This window comes from Streptomyces misionensis, from assembly GCF_900104815.1.
Lineage (GTDB): Bacteria > Actinomycetota > Actinomycetes > Streptomycetales > Streptomycetaceae > Streptomyces > Streptomyces misionensis.
Genome location: NZ_FNTD01000004.1, coordinates 339,918 through 356,008, shown reverse-complemented (window position 1 = coordinate 356,008; position 16,091 = coordinate 339,918). Strand labels below are relative to the sequence as shown.

Annotated in this window: 20 protein-coding genes; 7 read left to right on the top strand and 13 right to left on the bottom strand. The window is 73.8% G+C overall.

Annotated elements, in window-relative coordinates; genetic code table 11:
• Positions 1 to 29: 29 nt before the first annotated feature.
• Together BLW85_RS02955 and BLW85_RS02950 are read right to left on the bottom strand one after the other, a co-directional pair.
• Complete coding sequence (locus BLW85_RS02955) at positions 30 to 1,235, bottom strand: macrolide family glycosyltransferase (protein ID WP_074990423.1); 1,206 nt, start codon at positions 1,233 to 1,235, stop codon at positions 30 to 32.
• A 230-nt stretch (positions 1,236 to 1,465) separates the two neighbouring features.
• Positions 1,466 to 2,116 carry a CatB-related O-acetyltransferase gene (locus BLW85_RS02950; RefSeq protein WP_070029381.1) on the bottom strand — a complete coding sequence of 217 codons (651 nt, stop codon included), beginning with the start codon at positions 2,114 to 2,116 and terminating at the stop codon, positions 1,466 to 1,468.
• Between the two features lie 193 nt (positions 2,117 to 2,309).
• Here BLW85_RS02950 and BLW85_RS02945 point away from each other — a divergent pair, with 193 nt between their 5' ends.
• Complete coding sequence (locus BLW85_RS02945) at positions 2,310 to 2,957, top strand: FMN-binding negative transcriptional regulator (RefSeq protein WP_074990422.1); 648 nt, start codon at positions 2,310 to 2,312, stop codon at positions 2,955 to 2,957.
• Positions 2,958 to 2,984: 27 nt separating this feature from the next.
• On the opposite strand, the gene BLW85_RS02940 is transcribed toward BLW85_RS02945, so the two are convergent.
• Positions 2,985 to 3,311, bottom strand: a complete 327-nt coding sequence (locus tag BLW85_RS02940) for a hypothetical protein (RefSeq protein WP_074990420.1) — start codon at positions 3,309 to 3,311, stop codon at positions 2,985 to 2,987.
• Between the two features lie 230 nt (positions 3,312 to 3,541).
• Here BLW85_RS02940 and BLW85_RS02935 point away from each other — a divergent pair, with 230 nt between their 5' ends.
• On the top strand, positions 3,542 to 4,216 hold the full coding sequence (locus BLW85_RS02935; protein ID WP_070029378.1) for a CBS domain-containing protein: 675 nt from the start codon (positions 3,542 to 3,544) through the stop codon (positions 4,214 to 4,216).
• Between the two features lie 121 nt (positions 4,217 to 4,337).
• On the opposite strand, the gene BLW85_RS02930 is transcribed toward BLW85_RS02935, so the two are convergent.
• Together BLW85_RS02930 and BLW85_RS02925 are read right to left on the bottom strand one after the other, a co-directional pair.
• The gene (locus BLW85_RS02930) at positions 4,338 to 5,324 is read right to left on the bottom strand and encodes an Acg family FMN-binding oxidoreductase (protein ID WP_074990418.1); all 987 of its coding nucleotides are present in this window, start codon (positions 5,322 to 5,324) and stop codon (positions 4,338 to 4,340) included.
• A gap of 22 nt (positions 5,325 to 5,346) precedes the next feature.
• On the bottom strand, positions 5,347 to 6,240 hold the full coding sequence (locus tag BLW85_RS02925; protein ID WP_074990416.1) for a universal stress protein: 894 nt from the start codon (positions 6,238 to 6,240) through the stop codon (positions 5,347 to 5,349).
• 297 nt (positions 6,241 to 6,537) lie between these two features.
• Between BLW85_RS02925 and BLW85_RS02920 the strand changes: the two genes are divergently transcribed.
• Complete coding sequence (locus BLW85_RS02920) at positions 6,538 to 7,407, top strand: NmrA family NAD(P)-binding protein (protein ID WP_074990414.1); 870 nt, start codon at positions 6,538 to 6,540, stop codon at positions 7,405 to 7,407.
• A gap of 56 nt (positions 7,408 to 7,463) precedes the next feature.
• On the opposite strand, the gene BLW85_RS02915 is transcribed toward BLW85_RS02920, so the two are convergent.
• Positions 7,464 to 8,018, bottom strand: a complete 555-nt coding sequence (locus BLW85_RS02915) for an Rv1733c family protein (RefSeq protein WP_074990411.1) — start codon at positions 8,016 to 8,018, stop codon at positions 7,464 to 7,466.
• 197 nt (positions 8,019 to 8,215) lie between these two features.
• On the opposite strand from BLW85_RS02915, the gene BLW85_RS02910 reads away from it, so the two are divergent.
• Positions 8,216 to 9,409, top strand: a complete 1,194-nt coding sequence (locus BLW85_RS02910; RefSeq protein WP_074990408.1) for an MFS transporter — start codon at positions 8,216 to 8,218, stop codon at positions 9,407 to 9,409.
• Between the two features lie 94 nt (positions 9,410 to 9,503).
• Here BLW85_RS02910 and BLW85_RS02905 read toward each other — a convergent pair whose 3' ends face one another.
• Positions 9,504 to 10,394, bottom strand: coding sequence for a GNAT family N-acetyltransferase (locus BLW85_RS02905; RefSeq protein WP_074990407.1), 891 nt, complete (start codon positions 10,392 to 10,394; stop codon positions 9,504 to 9,506).
• Positions 10,395 to 10,512: 118 nt separating this feature from the next.
• Here BLW85_RS02905 and BLW85_RS02900 point away from each other — a divergent pair, with 118 nt between their 5' ends.
• Positions 10,513 to 11,250 (top strand): DUF4097 family beta strand repeat-containing protein, encoded by a 738-nt coding sequence (locus tag BLW85_RS02900; RefSeq protein ID WP_074990405.1) that lies wholly within the window; start codon positions 10,513 to 10,515, stop codon positions 11,248 to 11,250.
• 24 nt (positions 11,251 to 11,274) lie between these two features.
• On the opposite strand, the gene BLW85_RS02895 is transcribed toward BLW85_RS02900, so the two are convergent.
• A complete protein-coding gene (locus BLW85_RS02895; protein WP_074990403.1) occupies positions 11,275 to 11,805 on the bottom strand; it encodes a hypothetical protein in 531 nt (176 codons plus the stop codon).
• Positions 11,806 to 12,016: 211 nt separating this feature from the next.
• Between BLW85_RS02895 and BLW85_RS02890 the strand changes: the two genes are divergently transcribed.
• Positions 12,017 to 12,556: a manganese efflux pump MntP gene (locus BLW85_RS02890; protein ID WP_074990401.1), complete on the top strand. Its 540-nt coding sequence runs from the start codon at positions 12,017 to 12,019 to the stop codon at positions 12,554 to 12,556.
• Positions 12,557 to 12,629: 73 nt separating this feature from the next.
• Entirely contained in the window at positions 12,630 to 12,875 is a 246-nt protein-coding gene (locus BLW85_RS02885) for a hypothetical protein (RefSeq protein WP_070029369.1), read from the top strand.
• Between the two features lie 10 nt (positions 12,876 to 12,885).
• On the opposite strand, the gene pqqE is transcribed toward BLW85_RS02885, so the two are convergent.
• From pqqE to pqqA, 5 genes are all read right to left on the bottom strand, one after another.
• Positions 12,886 to 13,986 (bottom strand): pyrroloquinoline quinone biosynthesis protein PqqE, encoded by a 1,101-nt coding sequence (gene pqqE, locus BLW85_RS02880; protein ID WP_070029368.1) that lies wholly within the window; start codon positions 13,984 to 13,986, stop codon positions 12,886 to 12,888.
• Positions 13,979 to 14,293 carry a pyrroloquinoline quinone biosynthesis peptide chaperone PqqD gene (gene pqqD, locus BLW85_RS02875; protein ID WP_074995947.1) on the bottom strand — a complete coding sequence of 105 codons (315 nt, stop codon included), beginning with the start codon at positions 14,291 to 14,293 and terminating at the stop codon, positions 13,979 to 13,981. Before pqqD ends, pqqE begins: the two co-directional genes overlap by 8 nt.
• 5 nt (positions 14,294 to 14,298) lie before the next feature.
• Entirely contained in the window at positions 14,299 to 15,000 is a 702-nt protein-coding gene (gene pqqC, locus BLW85_RS02870; protein WP_074990399.1) for a pyrroloquinoline-quinone synthase PqqC, read from the bottom strand.
• Positions 15,001 to 15,004: 4 nt separating this feature from the next.
• Positions 15,005 to 15,892 carry a pyrroloquinoline quinone biosynthesis protein PqqB gene (gene pqqB / locus BLW85_RS02865; RefSeq protein WP_074990397.1) on the bottom strand — a complete coding sequence of 296 codons (888 nt, stop codon included), beginning with the start codon at positions 15,890 to 15,892 and terminating at the stop codon, positions 15,005 to 15,007.
• 91 nt (positions 15,893 to 15,983) lie between these two features.
• Positions 15,984 to 16,079, bottom strand: coding sequence for a pyrroloquinoline quinone precursor peptide PqqA (gene pqqA, locus BLW85_RS02860; RefSeq protein ID WP_070029365.1), 96 nt, complete (start codon positions 16,077 to 16,079; stop codon positions 15,984 to 15,986).
• Positions 16,080 to 16,091 lie beyond the last annotated feature (12 nt).

Genomic DNA, 16,091 nt, shown 5'->3' with positions numbered 1-16,091 from the left:
CAGCAGGCGGTTCCGGGGGCCGGTGCGGCTCAGCCCAGCATCTCCTCGACCAGGTCCGCGGCCCGCCCGGTGCCGCCCTCGCCCCGCGCCTCGGCGCGCAGCCGTGCCGAGCGGCGGGCGACCTCCGCGTCCCGCGTCAGCTCCTCCAGGGCGGTCCGCAGGGCGTCGGCGGTGGCGTCCGCGGTGTCGATGCGCCGGGCCACGCCCAGTTCCACCAGCCGGTCGGCGTTCATGAACTGATCGGCGGCCTGCGGTACCGCGATCATCGGGACGCCCGCCGTCAGCCCCTCACCGCAGCCGCCCATCCCGGCATGGGTGACGAAGGCGTCCGCCTGCTGGAGGATCGCCCGCTGCGGCACCCACGAGTGCACCTCGACATTGGCCGGGATGTCCCCGAGCTCCTGCGGATCGACGTACTTGCCGATCTGCAGCACGACATGCCAGCCGGGCAGGTCGCCGTAGGCCGCCAGGCACCGGCGGTAGAACTCGGGCCGCCGGGTGAACGCCGAGCCGAGCGAGATCAGCAGCACCTTCTCCGCGTCCGCCGGGCGGGCCCAGTCCTGCGCGGCCTTCCCCTGGTCGAAGCAGGGTCCGACGAAGGTGACGACGCCGGTGTCGACCCGGTCGGCATGCGGCTGCATCGCCCGGGGGATGAGCGCCAGGGACCGCGCGGGCGGGCCGCAGAAGGCGTCCACGTCGGTGGTCGTCGCCCCGCAGCCGGCGAGCCACTCGGTGAACCTCGCCCGGTAGGCGTCGGCGCCCGGCAACCGCCGGATGTGGGCCGCGACTTCCTGGTCGTATCCGTCCCAGGCCACGAAGGTCGGGGACAACTGCATCAGGGGGCGGCGCTGCGACTCGGCGAGGGCGCGGGCGGCGTAGGCGCCGATGTCGTACAGGTACAGGTCCGCGGGATCGTCGTCGTAGGCGGCGCGCAGCACGGGGAGCGCCCGGACGGCGTCGTCGAAGAAGACGCTCATCACCTCGACGGGGTCCTCCGGCCAGGCGTTGTCGGCGACCGGTAACCCGGAGGGGACGGGGACGAGTTCGGCGCCCGCTCCCGTGACCAGGTCGGCGACCGACGGGTCGTTGGCGTACGTCACCCGGTGACCGCGGGCCACCAGCTCACGGATGACCGCCAGACTGGGCAGCACATGGCTGACGGCGGGAATGCCGACCATGGCGATATGGGCACGGCGGCGGGACGGGGAGGACGACGGGCTGGGCAGGGAAGCCATGGGGTCTCATTTCAGGTCTACGGCGGAAACGGGCACGCCGGACCGGCGCGGCCACGGCACCGAGGGGACTCGGGCGCCGAGGGCCGCGCGGCGGCGGGCGGAGGCGGAACCGGGGCGTCGCCCCGACGCGATCAGCCGTAGATCTGAAGGAAGTTCATGCCCCCGACCCTAGCGGCGCCCGCGCGCCGGGGCACCGTATTTTCGGCGCCCCGGGCCGCGCCCTCGCCGCGTCACCTGCCCCGGGCGTCCGAGGCCGCCGCTTCCAGGTCGGCGACGGAGCCGGACATGATGGCGCGGATGTGCTCGGTGATGCGCTCGGCCGGCCAGTCCCACCACGCGACCGCCAGCAGCCGGGCGACGTCCTCGGCGTCGTAGCGGGTGCGGATCAGGCGGGCCGGGTTGCCGCCGACGATGCCGTAGTCGGGCACGTCGCCGGTGACCACGGCGCCGGCGGCGATGATCGCGCCGTGGCCGATCCGCACGCCGGGCAGCACCGTCGCGCCGTACCCGAACCAGACGTCGTTGCCGACGACGGTGTCACCCCGGTTCGGCAGGCCGGTGAGCAGGTCGAAGTGCTCGGCCCAGGAGCCGCCCATGGTGGGGAAGGGGAAGGTGGACGGTCCGTCCATGCGGTGGTTGGCGCCGTTCATGATGAACCGCACGCCCGTGCCGAGCGCGCAGAACCTGCCGATGATCAGTTTCTCCGGCCCGTAGTGGTAGAGCACGTTGCGCGTCTCGAACGCGGTCGGGTCGTCCGGGTCGTCGTAGTACGAGTACTCCCCGACCTCGATCAGCGGGGACTTCACCAGCGGCTTGAGCAGGACGACCCGCGGCTGCTCGGGCATCGGGTGGAGGATCGTCGGGTCGGCCGGTACGGGCATGTCGGTCGTTTCCTCGGTGGTCGGGGATCGGTGGACGATTCATGATCGCGCCCACGAGCCGCACGGCACACTGGTTTTCGCCGTGCGGCACCGCGTCGCCCGGCGGCCGGCGCCGCCTCGCCGAAGTGCAGTGCAATGCACTTCGAGGTCATTTGGTTGACACCGGCTGGCCGGACTGCTGTACGGTCCCCGCATGCTCATCCACCCCTGGGACGCGAGTCTGGACGACGCCGAATGGCAGACCTGGATCGCCGACGGCCACGACTTCGGGCACCTCTGCGTCAACGGCCTGCCCGGTGAGGCGCCGGCCGTGGTCCCCACCCACTTCGCCGCCGACGGCAAGGACCTGCTCGTCCACCTGGCCCGGCCCAACCCGGTGTGGAAGGCGATCGAGCACGACCCGAACGTCACCTTCGCCGTCACCGGCGACTACGCCTTCATCCCGGGCACCTGGCGCGCCAATCCGGACGTCCCGCCCACCGACGGCGTGCCGACCAGCTACTACGCGGCCGTCCAGTTCACCTGCCGCGCCCACGTCCTGGACGACCCCGAGGACAAGGCCGACCTGCTGCGCCGCCAGCTGGCCCACTTCCAGCCCGACGGCGACCACGCCCCCGTGGAAGCCGACCGGCCGCCCTACGGCCGCATGCTCTCCGGCATCCGCGGCCTGAGGCTCCAAGTGCTCGAGGTGCGCGCCAAGTTCAAGTACGACAACCAGAAGCCCACCGAACTGCGCACCACCGTGGCCGGGCGCCTCACCGAGCGCGCCCGGGGCCTCGACGCCCCGACGGCCCGCCAGCAGCTGCGCCGCCTGGACCGCATGGGCACGTGGAAGGCGTGAACGGGGAGGCGAGGACGGGCTCCGGTCTCACCTGACGGCGGCGCCGGGCGGGGCCGCCGTCACGAGCACGGCCAGCCGGCGCAGGTGGCGGAAGTACCGCGGTCCGTCGGCCCCGGGGATCTCCGGGAGCACCCGGTCGAGGTCCGTGACGGCGTCCCGCAGGATGCGGCCGCGCTCCGCGTCGAGGCTGCCGCCGCCGTCCAGCCAGCCGGAGACACAGCCGGCGACGGTCGCGTCGAGCAGCACCAGGTCGACACCGGCCGGCTCCGCGCCCCGCACATCGGCCGGGAACGCCGCGCGGCGGTGTTCCTCCCACAGCCGGGACACGTCTCGCAGCCGCTCCGCTTCGTCCACCCGCTCATGATGCCGCACGCGACGGCGGCCGGGCGACGCCGCCTCGAGCCCGCGGCAGGGAAGGGTCCCTGCGGCGCCCCCTGCCGGGGGCGCCGACCGGCCCGGTCGAGTTCGCATGATCGCCCCGGGCTCCGCAGAATGGTGCTGTTATCCGACCCGCCCCGGGCCGCGCCGCGCACGGGCCCCAGTCCGGGGTCCCGCCGGGCGGGCGCCCGTATCCGGGAGGCGACATGCACCACCGTACGGTCGAAGAGCTCATGACCCGGGACGTCGTCCGGGCACGGCAGGACACATCGTTCAAGGAACTCGCGAGGCTGCTGGAGGAGAACGACATCACCGCCGTGCCCGTGGTGGACGAGCTGGACCGTCCGGTGGGCGTGGTGTCCGAGGCCGACCTGCTGCGCAAGAGCGCCGACCAGGCGGACCCCGCGGGGCTGACCCTCGCACCGCACCTGGAGGCCGAGGAGCGGGCCAGGGCCGAGGGCGCCCGGGCGGAGGAGGTGATGTCCGCTCCCGCGGTGTGCGCGCGGCCCGGGTGGACCGTCGTCGAGGCCGCCCGGCTCATGGAGCAGCGGCACGTCAAACGGCTGCCCGTGGTGGACGAGGCGGACCGGCTGGTGGGCGTCGTCAGCCGCGCCGATCTGCTGCGGGTGTTCCTGCGCCGCGACGAGGCCATCCGCGAGGAGATCAACCGGGACCTGCTGCGGGGCACCCTCCTGCTCGATCCACGGGACGTCACGGCGGAGGTGCGCGACGGGCGGGTCACCCTCACCGGCATCGTGGAGTTCCGGACCCAGATCCGCGTGATCGAGCAGTTGTGCCGGGGCGTCGACGGCGTGGTGTCGGTCTCCGGGAGCCTCACCTTCCGGACCGACGACACCCGGGACACGCCCTCGGGAACATGAGCGCCGCTGGATGAGCGAGCCGCCCCGGGCCTGGCTGGAGGGCCCCGGCCGTCCGTCGCCCCCGACCGAGACCGACGGCACCCGAGCACGCCCGTTCGGCACCGACGCGCACCCGCACCGGTCAGACGACCTCCAGCAGGTCGGACACCGGCCGTCGGGGGCTCGCGGGACCCTTCGGACCGTGACCGATGCGGAGGACCATGTGCACATGGGCCATGGCGGAGAGCGGATCGCGGACGGCCCAGCGGGTTTCCGGCTGCTCCAGGGGCTGGGAGGTGAGGGAGGCGACCAGGCCGTCCGTGGTGGCGCGCAGCAGGACCCGCTCCAGGGCCTGACCGGCGCGGAGCCAGTCCGCGGGCGCGTCGTGGGCCGTGCCGAGCAGGGCGAGGTTGGGGTTCTGTTCGAAGGCGGCCCACGCGCGCCCTGGCATCGGACGGCCGGCGGCGAAGTCACGGACGGTGGAGGAACCGCTCGGGAGGGGGCCGAACGCCTCGGCGGGGATGCCGTCGGCGGGGGCCGGGGACCCGGGCTGCTCCGTGTGCGCCCAGCGTGCCGTCTCCGCACGCCGCTGCGGGTCCTGCGCCTCCCGGCCCTCGGCGTCCCGCGCCAGCTCCAGAATCGACCGCACGTGCCATGCCCCCGGGAACAGCAGCTGGGCGCCCTCCGCGCGGGCCGCGTCGTACAGCCGCTCCTTGACGGCCGCGGGGATGTCCTCGTCACGGTAGGGAAAGCGGCTGGAGTGCCGCTCGCGGACCGCAGGGTGCAGCCGGGCCAGAGCACCGTCCGGTGCCCCGGTGCCGTGCGGCCGCACCTCGGCGAGGAGGTCCGGACGTCCCGGGTCGGGCAGCAGGCGGACGTCCGGCGCGAGCCCCGCCGCGGCGGCGGACACCCGCAGGTTCAGCAGCGCGGCCCCACAGCCCAGGTGCAGGCCCCGGTTCTCCGGGTCGGCGTGCGGGAGCGTGCGCTCCAGATCGGCGTACAGCTCCAGGACGCCCGTGTCCCGCAGGTACCGGAACCTCCAGGGCTGCGCGTTGTCCAGCGAGGGCGCCAGGGCGGCGTCCTCGACGAGTGCCGCGACCGTGCTCACGGCTACGGGTTCCGCGGTCACGGTGACCTCCCTTCGTACCGGCTCACCGACGGGTCGGGACGGCGATGACCGGACACTCGGCGTGGTGCAGCACACCCTGGCTCACCGAGCCCAGCAGCATGCCGGTGAAGCCCCCGCGGCCCCGGGTTCCCACCACCAGGCCCAGTGCGTGGGCCGACGCCTCGGTGAGCACCTGGACCGGGTGCCCGACGACCAGTTCGTGGTGCAGCTCCACCTCGGGGTAGCGCGCCCCGCGCCCCGCCACGATCTCGGAGAGCAGCCGGCGGCTCTCGTCCTGCGGCCCGTGTTCGTCGAAGACCCGCAGCGGCCCGTGCTCCCACACGAGCAGGGCCCGCAGGCCGGCGCCCCGCAGGGCCGCCTCCTCGAACGCCAGGTCGACCGCCGCCGCCGAGTCCTCGCTTCCGTCCACGCCCACCACGTAGTACGGCCGCTCCTGCGTGAGGTGCTCCGGCTCGGGCACGACGACCAGGGGGCCGTGCGTACGGGCCATGACCGGCAGGGCGATCGACGCCGATCCGAACACCTCCTGCCGTCGGCTCGGATGCCGCGAACCCAGCACCGTGAAGGTGGCTCCACGGCTCTGCTCGGACAGCGTCCACACCGGATCGCCCTCCGCGAGCAGCGTGTCCGTGACCAGTTCCGGGTGCCGGGCCGTGACGAACTCGGCCGCCTCCTCCAGGACTTGTCTCCCCGCCTCGTGCAGCGCCTCGTTCCAGCCCTCCCAGGAGGGCGGCACCGCCGTTCTCCGGTCGCCGAGGGTCGGCACGCCCTCGACGTGGACCAGGCGCAGCGGCAGCCGGCGGCGGGCGGCCTCGTCCGCCGCCCAGGCCAGTGCCGTCCGGTGGGCGGGGTCGGGATCCACACCCACCACGATCCGGGGCGTGTCCTCCCTGGCAGCCGGTGCGGGAGCGGACATCGTCCTCGTCTCCTCCCTGCGGCGGGTGCCGCCGCGGAATTCCATGAAAGACCGGGTGGCGCGCGCCTGCCAGGGGCCATTGGTCCCTCCGGTCGCATGAAGACGCAAGGGGGCGGGGTGAGGGCTGTACGGCCGCAGCGCCGCTCGCCCTCGAAGGCGCCGGACTGCTGGTCCTCGGCTCGCGGGGCCTCGGCGGCCTCGGTGGTGGCACACGGCTGATTCCTCGGTCATAGCAGACAGCGGTTGTCCGGTTTGCCGCATAGCGTCGAGCCGTCGGCCACCGAAAGGAACCAGACCATGCGGATCGCGGTCACCACCCCCACCGGGAACGTCGGACGCCACGTCGTCGCCATGCTCGTCCGGGCCGGGCTGCGGCCCCGGGTCCTCGTCCGTGACCCCGGGCGGCTCGACCCCGGGGTGCGCCGTGAGGCCGACGCCGTCGCGGTGGACCAGCGCGACGCGGAGGCGGTCGTCGCCGCCACCGCCGGGGCCGACGCGCTCTTCTGGGTCGACCCCCCGTCGACGGGCGAGGACCCGCTCGGGGACTACGCGCTGGCCACGGCGAGCGTGGTGAGCGCCGTCGGGGCCAACGGCATCGGGCGGACCGTCTTCCTGAGCAGCGTCGGCGCCGAACTGCGCCACGGCGCCGGGGAGATCGACGGCCTCGCGGGCACCGAGACCGCCCTCGACGCGCTCGGCGCCACGGTCACCCATCTGCGCTGCGGCTTCTTCTTCAGCAACCTGGAGTCCTACCGCGACGCCATCCGGGCCGGCACGATCCCGGTGATCCTGCCGCTGGACCAGCCCATGCCCTGGGTCGCCCCGCGCGACATCGCCGAGGTCGCGGTGGGCCGCCTGCTGACGACCCACTGGTCCGGCCGCCACGTACAGGCGGTCCACGGCCCGGCCGATCTCACCTGGCCGCAGGCCGCCGAGATCGTGTCCGCCGCCATCGGCCGCCCGCTGCGCGTCGAACGCGTCGAGGACGACGCGATGCGCAAGCTGCTGCGCGCCTCCGGCATGACCGACGGACTGGTCGAAGCGGTCATCGGCATGTCGACCGGGCTGCGGGACGGCTTCGTGCCGCAGCAGCCGCGCACCGTGCGCAGCACCACCCCGACCACGCTCGCGTCCTGGGCCTACGACGTGCTCCGGCCCCTGATGTGAGCGGCCGCGCCGACGCCCCGGTGCCGAAGCGCAGCGTCTCGTTCCTGGGCCTCGCCTCACCGAGGCCCGACCAGCTCCCACTCCTGGTCCCAGTGGGCCATCCTGCGCCGGTCGAGCCGTGCGCGCGCGAGGGCGCCCGCGCCGAAGACCGGTGCGGAGGCGGCGAGGGCCGCGACGGTGGCGAGGAGGCCGGCCTCGATGTGCCCTTCGACCGGCTTCGCGGGTGCCGAGGCGGTCAGCCGGCCCTGGTCGTCCTGCCAGAGCGGCACCCCCGCCCCCGCGCGCAGCGTCGGGTCCACCAGGGCGTGCCCGTCGTGGCGCGTGCCGTCGGGCGCCGTCCAGCGCACCGAGCCCTGGACCCGGCCGTCCGCCGACCACCGCGCCGTGACGTCGTGCGGCGCGTCGGCCGTCAGGACCGCCCGGACGGGATGCCGTTGCGCGCGCTGCTGCGCGAACCGCTGCTCCGCGCCGTGGCAGACCACCAGCCCGGCGACGGCGCCGCCGATCACCACGAACACCCAGACGGCGAGCACGATCCAGGCCTCGACGATGTCCTCTGGCCGCCGCAGCGGATTGCTCCGCCACCGCCACAGCCACTGCCTGCCGCTCATAACGGAGACCTCCGCCTCGTGGTGACTCCCCACGACGATGACGCCGCCGGGGCCCGCGCCGACAGGGGCCGACGGACCTCCAAAGCGGGCCGCCCGGACCCGCTCCGGCGGGGGCCGTACGTCCCGCCCGACGTTCCCGCCGTGCGCATCGAGGGAAGGTCGAGGGGAGGGCGGCGAGGCGGAGAGGCCACGAGCACATGAGCGCGGAAGCGGACCGGTCACCGGCACGGATGAGCCCGTGGCGGTTCGTGGTCTGGTTCGGCACGGTCAGCCTGCTCGCGGACGTCGTGTACGAGGGCGCCCGCTCGATCACCGGGCCGCTGCTGGCCTCGCTGGGCGCGTCCGCGCTGCTCGTCGGCGTGGTCACCGGTGCCGGTGAGGCCGCCGCGCTGGGGCTGCGGCTGGTCTCCGGGCCGCTGGCCGACCGGACCGGCCGCTTCTGGGGGCTGGCGATCGGCGGCTACGCCCTGACGGTCGTCTCGGTGCCGCTGCTGGGCGTCGCCGGGGTGCTGTGGGCGGCCTGCGTCCTGGTGATCGCCGAGCGGGTGGGCAAGGCGGTGCGGTCGCCCGCGAAGGACACCCTGCTCTCGCACGCCGCCGCGGCGACCGGCCGGGGCCGCGGCTTCGCCGTCCACGAGGCACTGGACCAGATCGGCGCGCTCGTCGGGCCGCTGCTGGTGGCCGGCGTGCTCGCGCTGACCGGCGACGACTACGGGCCGGCCCTCGGGGTGCTCGCCCTCCCGGGCATCGCCGTACTGCTGGTGCTGTTCCGGCTGCGGGCCCGGGTCCCGTCCCCGCAGGACTACGAGCGCGAGACACCGGCCGCGGCACCGGAGCCGGGCAACGGCCGGCTGCCGAGGGCCTTTTGGACCTACGCCGCCTTCACCGCGGTCACCACGAGCGGCTTCGCCCCCTTCGGCGTGCTCTCCTACCACCTGGTCGAACGGCATCTGCTGACCGCCGCGTGGGTGCCGGTGCTGTACGCGGCGGCGATGGCGGTGGACGCGGTCGCGGCACTGGCCACGGGCTGGCTCTACGACCGGATCGGTCCCCGGGTGCTGGTCGCCCTGCCGGTGCTGACCGCCGCGGTGGCGGCCCTGGCCTTCACCGGCACGGTGGCGGTCGCGGCCGCCGGATCGCTGGTGTGGGGCGCCGCCATGGGCATCCAGGAGTCCACCCTGCGCGCCACCGTCGCCGACCTGGTGCCCACCGGGCGCCGAGCGACCGCGTACGGCCTGTTCGCCGGCGCCGTCGGGGCGGGCAGCCTGGTCGGCGGCGCCCTGACGGGCGGACTGTACGGCTACTCGATCCCCCTGCTGGTCACGGTGGTCGTCGCCGTCCAGGTCCTCGCCGTCGCGCTGCTGGCCGCCCTGCGGACCACCCGGCACTGAGACACCGGCGGCCCACCCCGCCCCCGGCCGTCACCGCACGCCGGCCGGAGGCACCGATCCCCTCGAATGCCGCTTCCGCCCCCGCCCACCGACGCTAGCCGGGCAGGTCCGTCGACCGGTGTTCGTCCAGGACCCGGTAGCCGGCGCTCGTGTAGAGGTTCATGGCCACCTCGTTGCCGCCCCACACGGTGAACATCAGCGCCGAGTCGCCCGCGGCGAGGGTGGTCCGCTCGCCCGCCGCCATCGCGGCCCGCCCGTACCCCTTGCCACGGTGCGCCTCGTACACGTGCAGCGAGTAGCCGTAGGTGACCCCCGGCAGGTGCCCGTGCCGGAGCCAGCCGGTGCCGATCGGCTCGCCCGCCGCCTCCAGCACCAGCAGGGTGTTGTCGGGCGTCGCCAGGCCATCGGGAAGCAGCTTGCCGAAGTCGTCGTCCGACTTGCGCCCGGCCTCCTCGCGGCTCATCGAGCCCGACCGCACGATGCCGTCGATGTACGACGCCTTCTCGGCGGTGAGCCACCCGGAGTACTCGGCCTCGGTCATCGGCCGCGCCGTGACGCCGTCCACCGTTTCCGGTGGCGAACCGAGGGGCCGCACCCGCACCTGGCCCCGCACGGCGTATCCGGCGAACGACTCGCCCGCGGCCCCGGCGAGCCGGACGTTCACCCGGCGCGCTCCCCGCTCCGCGCACCACGTCTGCGCCCACTCCAGTGCGGCCCGCTCGTGCTCCGCGTCGACATGGAGGTCGCCGATCCGCCCCGCGAGGATGCCGTCGGTCTCGGACACGGCCACGGCCACGTACCCCACCCGGGTCCCGGCGGACGTCACCTCGACGACCGTCCAGTCGTCGAAGCCCTCGCGTTCCTTGCGGAGCAGCTCCGCCGCCGCGGCCTCGCCGAGCCCGGACGCCAGGTACCAGTCGCGCCGCCGCCGTTCGAAGTCCTGCCGCCATGCCGTGGTGTCGCCGAGGACGCTGAACTCAGTCATCGGGCCAGCCTAGCCAGGTTGTCATGGACCTGTGCGCGCGACGGTCGGCCCCCGGCCGCCCGCATAGGATCGAAGCGACTGATCACCGACTCGACTCGCTTCACCCAGGGGGACCTTCATGCGCGGCCTGCGGACGCCCGTCCTTGTCGCAGCGGCCTCGGCCGTACTCACCGCCGGTGGGCTCACCGCCTGCACGGCCCTCGGCGGGAAGACCTTCGAGGACGACGCCGAGGTGGCGGGGAACGTCACCGCCATCCGTCTCGACACCGGTGACGGCTCGGTGACGGTCGAACCCTCGGCCGGCGCCTCCGCGATCCTCGTGCACCGCAAGGTCGACTACCGCGGCGACAGGCCGACCGGCACGTCCTTCCGCGTGACCGACGGCGTTCTGGTGCTCTCCGGCTGCGGCAGGAAATGCGGCGTCGACTACGTCGTCAAAGCGCCCGCCGGTCTGCCGGTCGCGGGCGGCACCTCCAACGGCAGCCTGTCGCTGACCGACGTCGCCGCGGTCGACGTGCACACCAGCAACGGCGAGATCGCGGTGCGCGACGCGACGGGCTCGGTCAGATTGCGCACCTCCAACGGGGACGTCACCGTCAAGAACGCCAGGGGCGGCGACATCGACACCCAGACCTCGAACGGCGAGGTGACCATCCAGACGGCCACCCCGCAGAACATCAAGGCCCGCACCACCAGCGGCGGTCTCACGGTCACCGTCCCGCGCGCCGCGTACCGGATCTCCGCCGACGACTTCAACGGCGACAAGAAAATGGCGTTCCAGGACGACCCCACGGGCCGATACCGCCTGGACCTGTCGACGAGGAACGGCGATCTGACGGTGAAGTCGGCGGGCTGAAGCCGGACCGGGGCCGGCGAGGGCCTACCGGTCGTCGCACAGACCGGTCCGGCAGCACACCGGCAGCCAGCCGGCCGCGATCTCCCGGACCCGCTCCAGACGGGCCCTGTCGGGCTCCAGCACCGTGATGATCTCGAACGCGCTGCCGACCGCACCGAGGGACCGGTTCGACATCACCTCCGCGTAGAGCAGCCACAGACCTTGCACGGCCAGGTCCCGGCAGCGTTCCGGCAGATCGATCCCCCGCCGCGCGGACGAGGGATCGGTCCCCTCGCCGGTCACCAGGTACTGCAACTGCCGCAGGAACCACTCCCGGACCACCGGCGCGACGTCGTCCGCGAGGGCGGCCAGGGCGACGGACACCACCGCGGGCGCCGGCTCCCACAAAGTGACCGGGGACCAGACGTGCCCTTCGAGGCCGACGTCCGGTTCCGGGCCGGGCCCGGCCGCCGCGACGGCCGTCAGATCCCCGGCGAGGTGACCGGCAAAGCCACCGCACCCGCACCGCATGCCCGCCCAGTCGTGCCGCGCCGCCTCCATCGCGATCAGGCGCACCGCCGCACCCCCCGATCCCTCACAGCAACCTCGGCCTTCCCTCCGAGCCGTTCGAGCAGGATACGGAGCCGCGCGGGGTCCGGCTCGGGCAGGGGGCAGGACGATCGTGCGGGTGTGCCCCGCACGCTCCCTCGAACGCCGCGCAGTCCGCGGTCACGGTCGCGGGTCCGTCGGATATCCCCGGCGAGCCGCCCGGTATAGGCTTTTGAACATGGTCTGGGAAATGCTGGGCCTGGGTTTCGTTCTCAGTCTCGACAATTTCCGGGTATCGATCGCGCTCGGCACCGTCCCCTTCGGTCTGCGGCGCGCGGTGCAGGTCGCGCTGACCTTCGGCCTGTGGGACGCGGTGATGCCCCTGGTCGGGCTGCTGGTCGGTCACGAGATCGGGGAGACCGTCGGCGGTGTCGCCGACGTGGTGGGCGCGGCCGCGCTCGGCGGCTACGGCCTCTACCTGGTCATCTCGTCCCTGCGCCACCCCGAGCCGGACGAACTGGACCACCCCTGGGCGCTGTTCGGCATCCCGCTGTCCCTGAGCCTGGACAATCTGATCGCCGGGGCGAGTCTCGGCATCCTCGGGCTCTCCCCATGGCTGTCGGCCGCCACCTTCGGCGTCATCACCGCGGGAATGTCCCTGCTCGGCCTGCGCCTCGGCCGCGCCGCCGCCCGCCTCATCCGCATCCGCTCGGACCTGCTCAGCGGCATCACCCTGATCCTCGCCGCGGTGGCACTGCCGCTGGTGTACGGAGGGTAGGCCCCGGTTCCCGGCCCGGTGTACGTGAGCGACGGAGTTGCCGCGGTGGTGCCGGGACGGGAATGCTGGGGCGGTGCCAGGGCAGCGGAAGAGGAAGCGGCGGCAGCAGGCCGCGGGTGGCGGATCGGGTGCGGGGCACTGGCAGGTGGTCTTCGAGACCCAGGACCGGGCCGAGTGGCAGGCGTACCTGCGCCGGCTGCGTGCCGGGCCGGAGCCGACCGACTGGTCGACGACCCGCGTCGACACCCTGTGCGGACGCCTGGCGCACCCGACGACCTACCGGCTCAGCCTGTTCGTGCCCGCCCGCCCCTCCCGGTGACCCCGGGGGCTCAGCGGCGGACCGGTCGCCGGGCCTGGTGCGGGCGCGGGACCAGCGCCGGATCCGCCGCCCGCCGACCGGAGTTGGCGGCGGCCACCGCCCGTTCGACCAGCTCGTGGTCCGGCGACAGATGGCACACCGGGTCGGTGCGGGCCGGGTCGCCGGTGAGGAGGAAGGCCTGGCAGCGGCAGCCGCCGAAGTCCACCTCCCGGCGGGGGCAACCGCGGCAGGGCTCCGGCATCCAGTCGGTGCCCCGGAACGCGTTCATCACCGGCGCCTCGGCCCAGATCCGCCCCAGCGACTCCTCCCGCACACTGGCCCGCGGCAGCGGCAGGGACTGCGCGGCCGGGCAGGGCAGGACGTCGCCGTTCGGTGTCACGGTCAGCTGCCGGGACGCCCACCCGCCCATGCAGGGCTTGGGATAGCGGCTGTAGTAGTCGGGGAGGACGTAGACGATCTCCATGCGGTCCCGCAGCCGTTCGAGCGCGGCCCGTACGACCTCCTCGGCCGCCGCGAGCTGGGCCCGGCTCGGCAGCAGCGCGGCGCGGTTGCGCCACGCCCAGCCGTAGTACTGGGTGTTGGCCAGCTCCACCCGGTCCGCGCCCACCTCCTCGGCAAGGGCGAGCACCTCGGCGACATGGCCGATGTTGTACCGGTGCAGCACCACGTTCATGGTGAGCGGCCAGCCCAGCTCCTTGACCAGGCCCATCGCCTCGACCTTGCGCCGGAAGGACGGCACCCCGGCGATCCGGTCGGACCGGGCCGGCTCGTCGGCCTGGATGCTGACCTGCACATGGTCCAGGCCCGCGGTCCGCAGCAGCTCCGCCCGGGGCCGGGAGAACCCGACCGCGCTGGTGATCAGATTGGTGTAGAGGCCCAGCAGATGGGCGTGCGCCACGATCTCCGGCAGGTCCCGCCGCAGCAGCGGTTCCCCGCCCGACAGATGGCACTGCAGCACGCCGAGATCGGCCGCCTCGGTCAGTACCCGCATCCAGTCGGGCGTCGTCAACTCGTCCCGGTAGTCGGCCAGGTTCAGCGGGTTGGAGCAGTACGGGCAGGCCAGCGGGCAGCGGTAGGTCAGCTCGGCGAGCAGTCCGAACGGGCTATCCATCGGTCAGCTCCAGCCAGTGCCGGGCGACGAGCCGGCCCACGAACCGCGCTACCTCCTCCTCGGGCACGCTCCGGTAGCGCGTGCCCAGCTCGCTCACGATCTCGGCCACGGTGTGCCGCCCGTCGCACAGTTCGAGGACGGCGGCGCCGGTGCCGTTGAGCACCACCACCGCCTCCGGGTGCAGCAGGATCCGGCACTGCCTGGTGCGGGAGTAGTCCAGCCGTACGTGGCGCGCCGGCCGCGGCCGGTCCGTGCCGGACACCTCGACGGTGCTCGGCCGGGTCCTGGTGACAGGGGTCGGGTCCATGATCGTCACTCCGGGTAGGCCTGGTCCACGGCGTCCATCAGGGACCACAGGACGTCGCACTTGAACGACAGCGCGTCGACGGCGCGCGCCCGGGACTCGGCGGAGACGCAGTGCGTGGTGACCACCTCCAGGGCGTGCTCGCAGTCCCGGGGAGCCTGCTCCAGCCGGGCCCGGAAGTAGGCCAGGCCCTCCGGGGCGATCCACGGGTACCACCGCTCGAACCCGGCGAGCCGCGCCGCCATCAGATCCGGCGCGAACATCTCCGTGAGCGAGGAGGCGACCGCCTCCACCCACGGCCGGGTCCGGGCGAAGTTCACGTACGCGTCGACCGCGAACCGCACCCCGGGCACCAGATGCCGGTGGTCCAGCATCTCCGCCCGGGTCAGCCCGGCGGCCTCGCCCAGCCGCAGCCACGCCTCGATGCCGCCCTCGCCCGCGGCGGTGCCGTCATGGTCCAGGATCCGCCGGACCCAGCGGCGGCGGACCTCCGGGTCGGGGCAGTTGGACAGGATCGCGGCGTCCTTGCGGGGGATGTTCTCCTGGTAGTAGAAGCGGTTGGCCACCCAGCCCCGGATCTGCCGGCGGCTCAGCTCACCGGCGTTCATCCGGACGTGGAACGGATGCTGGTCGTGGTAGCGCCGCGAATGGGCCCGCAACGCCTCGACGAACCCGTCCTCGCCCGTCACCGTGGTCGCTGTCGCCGTCACGGCACTACACCCGGACCTCAAGGCCGTCCATGGCAACCTCCATGCCGTACTCCTCCACGGTACGCCGCTCGGGCGTGCCGTCGAGGAGGACCGGATTGGTGTTGTTCATGTGCACGAACACCACCCGGCCCACGCCCAGCGAGGACAGCAGCGCCAGGCTGCCGTCCGGGCCGTCCATGGGCAGATGGCCCATCTCGCGGGACGTCTTGCCGGCCAGTCCGAGCCGTACGAGGTCGTCGTCGCGCCAGCAGGTCCCGTCGACCAGCAGGCAACCGCAGCCCTCGATCTCCCTGCGCAGCGCCCGGGTCAGCGCCTGCACCCCCGGCAGGTACACCAGCGTCCCGCCGTCGCGCTCGTCGGTCAGCCGGTAGCCCACCACCCGCCCGTGGTCGGCCCTGGCCCCGAACCGGGCGCGCTTGGTGGTGGGGACGTCGAACGCGCGGCAGGACAGCCCGTCCGCCAGGGCCAGGTCGGCGCCGGGCAGCACCGCACGCCACTCCACCGGGCAGTAGCGCTCCAGGGTCCGCAGGACCCCGGTGCCGTCCCACAGGACCTTGTGCACGGCGGGCGTGGCGTACAGCCGCAGGGCGCGGGCCTCGCGCAGCAGCAACAGGCCGAGCGTGTGGTCCAGCTCGGCATCGGTGACCAGCACCGCCTCCAGGGGCGTCGTGCGGCCGTCGTGCGGACGCAGCCCGGGGAAGTCCTCGATCTGGGCACGCACGTCCGGCGAGGCGTTGAGCAGGAACCACCGGCGGCCGTCGGCGCTGACCGCGGCCGACGACTGGGTGCGCGGGGGTCCCGCTCCGGAGCGCACCGCGGCGCACACCGGGCAGCCGCAGTTCCACTGCGGGGAGCCGCCCCCCGCCGCCGACCCCAGGACACGCAGCAACACGTCGGCACCTCCCTCGGTCAGGGCCGTTCGGACACCGGGCGGCGCCGGACCGGCTCCGGCGCCGCCGCATGTCCGCTGGTCCTCCCGTTCGCTAGTCCTCCAGCCGGGCGAGGTACATGGTCACCTCGGCCGCGACCACGATCTCGTCGAAGTCGGGTGTCTCCCACACAGCGAGCTCGCACTCCATGGATCCACCTCC

Bases quoted from the DNA above. Each gene is read 5' to 3' on its own strand.
- BLW85_RS02905 (WP_074990407.1), bottom strand. From the start codon at position 10,394: ATGACTGAGTTCAGCGTCCTCGGCGACACCACGGCATGGCGGCAGGAC.
- pqqA (WP_070029365.1), bottom strand. From the start codon at position 16,079: ATGGAGTGCGAGCTCGCTGTGTGGGAGACACCCGACTTCGACGAGATC.
- BLW85_RS02900 (WP_074990405.1), top strand. From the start codon at position 10,513: ATGCGCGGCCTGCGGACGCCCGTCCTTGTCGCAGCGGCCTCGGCCGTA.
- pqqD (WP_074995947.1), bottom strand. From the start codon at position 14,293: ATGGACCCGACCCCTGTCACCAGGACCCGGCCGAGCACCGTCGAGGTG.
- BLW85_RS02955 (WP_074990423.1), bottom strand. From the start codon at position 1,235: ATGGCTTCCCTGCCCAGCCCGTCGTCCTCCCCGTCCCGCCGCCGTGCC.
- BLW85_RS02920 (WP_074990414.1), top strand. From the start codon at position 6,538: ATGCGGATCGCGGTCACCACCCCCACCGGGAACGTCGGACGCCACGTC.
- BLW85_RS02890 (WP_074990401.1), top strand. From the start codon at position 12,017: ATGGTCTGGGAAATGCTGGGCCTGGGTTTCGTTCTCAGTCTCGACAAT.
- BLW85_RS02925 (WP_074990416.1), bottom strand. From the start codon at position 6,240: ATGTCCGCTCCCGCACCGGCTGCCAGGGAGGACACGCCCCGGATCGTG.
- BLW85_RS02950 (WP_070029381.1), bottom strand. From the start codon at position 2,116: ATGCCCGTACCGGCCGACCCGACGATCCTCCACCCGATGCCCGAGCAG.
- BLW85_RS02935 (WP_070029378.1), top strand. From the start codon at position 3,542: ATGCACCACCGTACGGTCGAAGAGCTCATGACCCGGGACGTCGTCCGG.
- BLW85_RS02915 (WP_074990411.1), bottom strand. From the start codon at position 8,018: ATGAGCGGCAGGCAGTGGCTGTGGCGGTGGCGGAGCAATCCGCTGCGG.
- BLW85_RS02945 (WP_074990422.1), top strand. From the start codon at position 2,310: ATGCTCATCCACCCCTGGGACGCGAGTCTGGACGACGCCGAATGGCAG.
- pqqE (WP_070029368.1), bottom strand. From the start codon at position 13,986: ATGGATAGCCCGTTCGGACTGCTCGCCGAGCTGACCTACCGCTGCCCG.
- BLW85_RS02910 (WP_074990408.1), top strand. From the start codon at position 8,216: ATGAGCGCGGAAGCGGACCGGTCACCGGCACGGATGAGCCCGTGGCGG.